Genomic DNA, 5,649 nt, shown 5'->3' on the forward strand with positions numbered 1-5,649 from the left:
ATCGCCAAGCCCGATGGCTCCGAGTCCTTACCCTACCAGACCGGCTGAAGGGCAACCTCTCGAACCTATCCCGCCTCCAGGCCCCGGGGCAACCCCCTCGTCCTGGCGACATGGAGAACATTACACGCCCTCGAACGGGACGTTTCAGGGGGGTCCCGTTCGTGCTTCTGCCCTGCTCAGGCGCGTCGGGAGCCCACTCCGGGCCCGCGCGCCCCGTCCTGGACCTCGGGGCTCACGTGGCGGAAGGCGTCCATGGCCTCGGCGAGGAGGTCGGCAAGCCGCGCCCCCGACTCCGGCGGGCGTCCACGCCCCCCGTTCTGGCCGACCCGGCGCGCATCGTCCGCGTCCCGCTCGGGGCGCGGCGGCGACGACTCGGGACGCGGCGCCCAGCGCTGCTCGCCGGGAACCGGCATGGAGCCCGAGGTGTGTCGACGGGCCGACGGCACGGCCACGTCCGTCGCCGGGGCGTTCCCGGCGGGCGGTTCCGGCCGGGCACGATCGCGTCGGGGCGGCGTCGGCACGTCGGGCAGGTGGTACTCACCCAGCACCGTGGCGAGGGTGAGCGCGAGTTCGTCCTCGTACTCGTCCCCCGAGCGCCCGCCCGCACCCTGCGCGGTCGAGGATCGGTCGCCTTCCGCGCGTCCCCGGTCGTAGGCCCCGTCGTAGGTCCCCCCGCGAGCGCGCTCCCGGCCGCTGGTCGACGAGGCCGCAGCTCGCTGCTCGGGCGACGGGCGGCGTTCCGGCTGCTCCGCACCCGCCCGATCCGACGGACGTCGCTCGATGCGGTCCTGCTCCACGGCGTCCCGGAGACCGGTCGCACCGATACCGTCGACGGGGATGTCGGCCGGCGCACCCCAGGACGATGCCGCGGCCGACGCGGGCGACGACGTCCTGGAGACGGCGGTCCCGTCGATGCGGTCGACAGGATCGTCCGGGGCGGGCAGGGCCGGCTCGACGGACACCGCCCCGCCGGACGCGCGGACTTCCGGGTCGGCCCACCCGGTCCCGGCACGGGCCGCGTCCGCGTGCTCGAAGCCGGGAGCTCCGACCCCGTCCGAGGCGTTCGCCGTCGTCGTCCGGACCGGATCCTGGCCGCTCGGAGCTGCGCTGTCTCCCACCGCGGAGGGCAGCGACCCGGACCGACCGGCGGCCGTCGACCCGCCGTCGGACGGGGTCGCCGTCAGCGGGCTCTGCTCGTCGGCCACGGGAAGCCCGGTCTCCGTGACCGGGAGCGGGTCCGCGAGCGGGTCGATCAGAGAGCTCACCGACGGCGGCGCCGCATCGACGGGCGCGGCCCGCTCCACGGGCGACGAAGTCCCGATCCCGTCCTCGGCGGGGGCGAAGCGATCGTCCGGAAGCGGCGCGGCACCGGGCAGCACGGCCTGGTCCTCCGACGGTTCTCCGCCGCGCCGCGGCGGCGCGGTCGAGAACGCGTCGAACGTCGGCCGGGAGGCCGCCGCCTCCCCGACCGAGGAGGCCGTCGGCGGGGGGAAGGCCGAGTGGCGGGACCGGCGGACCGGCTCACCGTTGCCCTCGGCCCCCGCCGGTCCCCCGTCGTCGCGGCGCTCGGGCTCCAGGCCCACCGCCGACACCGCTGCGCGCGACGAGTCGACGGACCGCGTGAGCGAGGCCAGGAGCTCGGCGAGCTCGTCCCGGGTCGAGGACCCGGGTCCGGGTACGTCACGGTCGGTCGGCTGCGGTGCGGCCGGGACGTCACTGCTCTCCGACGACGGCACCTCCGCAGCCACCGCGGTGGGGTCCGGGGACCGGGGGATCTCCTCCCCCGCTCCGTGGTCCGGGTCAGCCGTGGGTCCGTCCCCGTTGAGGCCGGGCTGATCGCGCCGTGTCGCCGGGTCGTCGGCGGCCGAGGCGTGCCGCCGTTCCCGACGGCGGGTGGGGCCGGTTCCGTCGATGCCGGCAGCGGTGTCGTCGGCGACGGGCGAAGCGCCGGCGAGGGGATCCGCGCCGTCGGCCACCGCAGCCAGCGCCCGGAGGGCGCGGTCGCCGGTGTCGCGGGCCCGCGAGCCCAGACCGTGTGCGCGCCGCAGGGCGGACAGCGCTCGACCCAGGTCTCCCTCCGCCTCGGCCAGACCCGCGACGAGCTCCCACGCCCGGGCTGCCTCCCTGAGACGTCCGCCGGCCTCGAGGTCCTCGGCGACCGTCGTGGCCGACCGCGCCCCGCCCTCGGCCTCGGCCTCCGACAGCGCCAGCCGGATCCGTGCGACAGCGCCGACGACGTGCGCCCCGGGAGACCCGTCCGGGAGAACCTCGACGGCCCGGTCCCGCGCCTCGTCGCGGCGACCCGCCTCGATGAGCACCTCGGTCCGCTCGGCGGCCGCCTGCAGCGAACGCCGACCACCGTCGACGTCTCCCGAGGGGTCGGCCGAGACCACGTGGTCGAACGCGGCCAGAGCCCCGGGGACGTCACCGGCCCGCCGTCGTGCGATCCCGTACGCGAGCGCCACGCGCGCCCGCACCACCGCGGCGTCGGACTGGGGGACCCGGAACAACACCGGGTTCGCGTCGTCGCCCGCCGCGTCGGTGCCGGCGACGTCCCCGTCCACGGCGCACGCCTCCGCGCGCGCAGCGGACGCGGCCGCGGCGACGCGAGCGGGGAGGTCCGCGACCGGCCCGAGCCGGTCGAGGAGGCGGCGGGCGAGCGGGGCATCCCCCAGCCCGGTCGCCGCGCCCGCCAGCTCGACGAGGACCTCGGCCCCGTCGTCGCGGTCGCCCCGGGCCCGTGCCTCGCTCAGCAACGGGACCCCGCGGTCCACGACGTCCTCGTGCCGGTCGGACTCCGCCAGCGACCGGATGAGCGATCGGTCGGCCGCGGCACGGATGGTCGGGTCGTCGCCCGCGAGGCGCCGGACGTGTTCGGCCAGCGACGCCCCGAGGGCGGGGTCGGTCCACCGAAGTCCTTCGGCGACCTCGAGGACGGTCAGCGCGGACGGCGCGCCGTGCTCGCGACGTGCAGCCACGACCGCTCCCTTCTCGACCCGGACGCGGGGCCCTCCCGCGTCCCCCCGGACCTCAGTCCCGGGTGAGCTTGCGGTGCGTGACCCGGTGCGGGCGGGCGGCGTCCTGGCCGAGGCGCGCGATCTTGTTCTGCTCGTAGTCCGCGAAGTTGCCCTCGAACCAGAACCACGAGGCCGGGTCGTCGTCGGTGCCCTCCCACGCGAGGATGTGGGTGCACACGCGGTCGAGGAACCAGCGGTCGTGGGACACGACCACCGCGCACCCCGGGAAGTTCTCGAGGGCGTTCTCGAGCGAGGACAGCGTCTCGACGTCGAGGTCGTTCGTCGGCTCGTCGAGGAGGAGCAGGTTGCCGCCCTGCTTCAGGGTCAGCGCCAGGTTCAGCCGGTTGCGCTCGCCACCGGAGAGCACGTTGACCGGCTTCTGCTGGTCGGGCCCCTTGAAGCCGAACGCCGACACGTAGGCACGGGACGGCATCTCGACGTTCCCGACCTGGATGTAGTCGAGTCCGTCGGAGACGACCTGCCACACGTTCTCGGTGCCGGACAGGCCCTGCCGGTTCTGGTCGACGTAGGACAGCTTGACCGTCTCGCCGACCTTCACGGTGCCGCTGTCGGGCTGCTCGAGTCCGACGATGGTCTTGAACAACGTCGTCTTCCCGACGCCGTTCGGGCCGATGACCCCGATGATGCCGTTCGGGGGCAGCGAGAACGACAGGTCCTTGATCAGCACGCGGCCGTCGAAGCCCTTGTCGAGGTGGGACACCTCGACCACCACGGTGCCCAGGCGCGGGCCCGGCGGGATCTGGATCTCCTCGAAGTCCAGCTTGCGGGTCTTCTCGGCCTCCGCGGCCATCTCCTCGTACCGGGCGAGACGGCTCCGGCTCTTCGCCTGGCGCGCCTTCGCTCCGGATCGCACCCAGGCGAGCTCGTCGGCGAGCCGCTTGCGGAGTTTGGCGTCCTTACGGCCCTGGACGGCGACGCGCTCCGCCTTCTTCTCCAGGTACGTCGAGTAGTTGCCCTCGTACGGGTAGGCCCGGCCACGGTCGAGCTCGAGGATCCACTCGGCGACGTTGTCGAGGAAGTACCGGTCGTGCGTCACTGCGAGGACGGCGCCGGCGTAGGAGGCCAGGTGACCCTCCAGCCACTGCACGCTCTCGGCGTCGAGATGGTTGGTGGGCTCGTCGAGCAGGAGCAGGTCGGGCTTGCTCAGCAGGAGCTTGCAAAGCGCGACCCGGCGCCGCTCGCCCCCGGAGAGATGGGTGACCGGCGAGTCGCCGGGCGGGCACCGCAGAGCGTCCATGGCCTGCCGCAGCTGCGACTCGAGGTCCCAGGCGTCGGCGTTGTCGAGGTCCTCCTGGAGCGCACCCATCTCCTCCATGAGCTCGTCGGAGTAGTCGGTGGCCATGAGCTCGGCGATCTCGTTGTAGCGCGCGAGCTTCACCGCCACGTCCCCGGCGCCCTCCTGCACGTTGCCGAGGACCGTCTTCTCCTCGTTGAGCGGAGGCTCCTGCTGCAGGATCCCGACCGTGGCCTCGGGGGCGGCGAACGCGTCACCGTTGTTGGGCTGGTCGAGTCCCGCCATGATCTTGAGAACGCTCGACTTGCCCGCGCCGTTCGGCCCGACGACGCCGATCTTCGCGCCCGGCAGGAAGCTGAGCGTGACGTCGTCGAGAACCACCTTGTCGCCGTGGGCCTTCCGAACCTTCTTCATGGTGTAGATGAACTCAGCCACGCCCTCGATGGTAGTTGGCCGTGCACGCCGCTCCCCGGGCCCGGTGGTCGGTCAGCTCGCGAGGGCCTCACGCCCGGGGAACCGGTCGTCGTCGTCCTCGAGCAGGGCACCCGTGGGCGGGTCGACGGGGCCGTCGTACGGCGACGCCACCAGGTCGTCCGGGACCACCGCGAGGCCCGAGACGTCGATCGGCCCGCGGCCGTCGTCGGGACCTGCCTCCTGGAGCACCACCACCTTTGTGCAGACCTTGCGCAGGTCCAGCCCGACGCTCCGTGCATCGATCTCGGTGGACGTCCGGCGGACGCCGTCCACCTCGTAGTCCCGGGTGAAGAGCTTGCCGTGGACGACGACCGGGTCGCCCTTCGTGACGGACACGCGCACGTTCTCGGCGAGCGACCGCCAGCAGTTCACGCGGACGGCGACGCGGTTGCCGTCCTGCCAGGTGCCGGTCTGCCCGTCGAACCGGCGCTCGTTGCTCATCAGTCGGAAGTTCGCGACGCAGCCGTTCGCGGTGCGCCGCCACGTCACGTCGGTGGCCACGTTGCCGGACACCGTCACCAAGGTCTCGTTCACTGTTCTCGTCCCCTCGCTCCCGCCGGCGGACGGCCGGCTCGTGCAGGAGCGAGCGTGCCCGTGGTGGGGCGGCACCGGCGAATGTCGACGTGGGACCTGTGGACAAGCGGGGGTCGATGTTCCGGTGGGGACAGAGCTCTGGTCCGACCGGAGCAGCGTCGGCCCGGAACGCGGCGGCTCCGACAGCGAGCCTGGTGACCGCCGCGCCCCGCGTGGCCCCGAAAGGCGCGACATCCGGGCCTCGCCGCGAGCTGCTCCTATGTCAAGCGGCAGCGGGGGTTGGGGTGTGTTCGGTCTGTAGGAGCAGGTTGAACACGACGCGGGCGAGGCGTCGTTTGAGGGCGCGGAGGGCGTCGTTGTGTCGGTCGC

Annotated in this window: 3 protein-coding genes; all 3 read right to left on the reverse strand. The window is 73.7% G+C overall.

The features are described 5' to 3' along the window. Nucleotides 1–176 precede the first annotated feature (176 nt). Genes QSK00_RS30240 through ssb form a run of 3 tightly spaced genes read right to left on the reverse strand, consistent with a single transcriptional unit; the run spans nt 177 to nt 5,280 of the window. On the reverse strand, nt 177–2,978 hold the full coding sequence (locus QSK00_RS30240; protein WP_285597249.1) for a hypothetical protein: 2,802 nt from the start codon (nt 2,976–2,978) through the stop codon (nt 177–179). A 52-nt stretch (nt 2,979–3,030) separates the two neighbouring features. Further along, nucleotides 3,031–4,707: an energy-dependent translational throttle protein EttA gene (gene ettA, locus QSK00_RS30245; protein WP_285597251.1), complete on the reverse strand. Its 1,677-nt coding sequence runs from the start codon at nt 4,705–4,707 to the stop codon at nt 3,031–3,033. A gap of 51 nt (nt 4,708–4,758) precedes the next feature. Next, nucleotides 4,759–5,280: a single-stranded DNA-binding protein gene (gene ssb, locus QSK00_RS30250; protein WP_285597253.1), complete on the reverse strand. Its 522-nt coding sequence runs from the start codon at nt 5,278–5,280 to the stop codon at nt 4,759–4,761. Between the last annotated feature and the right edge of the window lie 369 nt (nt 5,281–5,649).

The organism is Actinomycetospora sp. NBRC 106378, assembly GCF_030269685.1.
In the GTDB taxonomy this organism is placed as follows: domain Bacteria; phylum Actinomycetota; class Actinomycetes; order Mycobacteriales; family Pseudonocardiaceae; genus Actinomycetospora.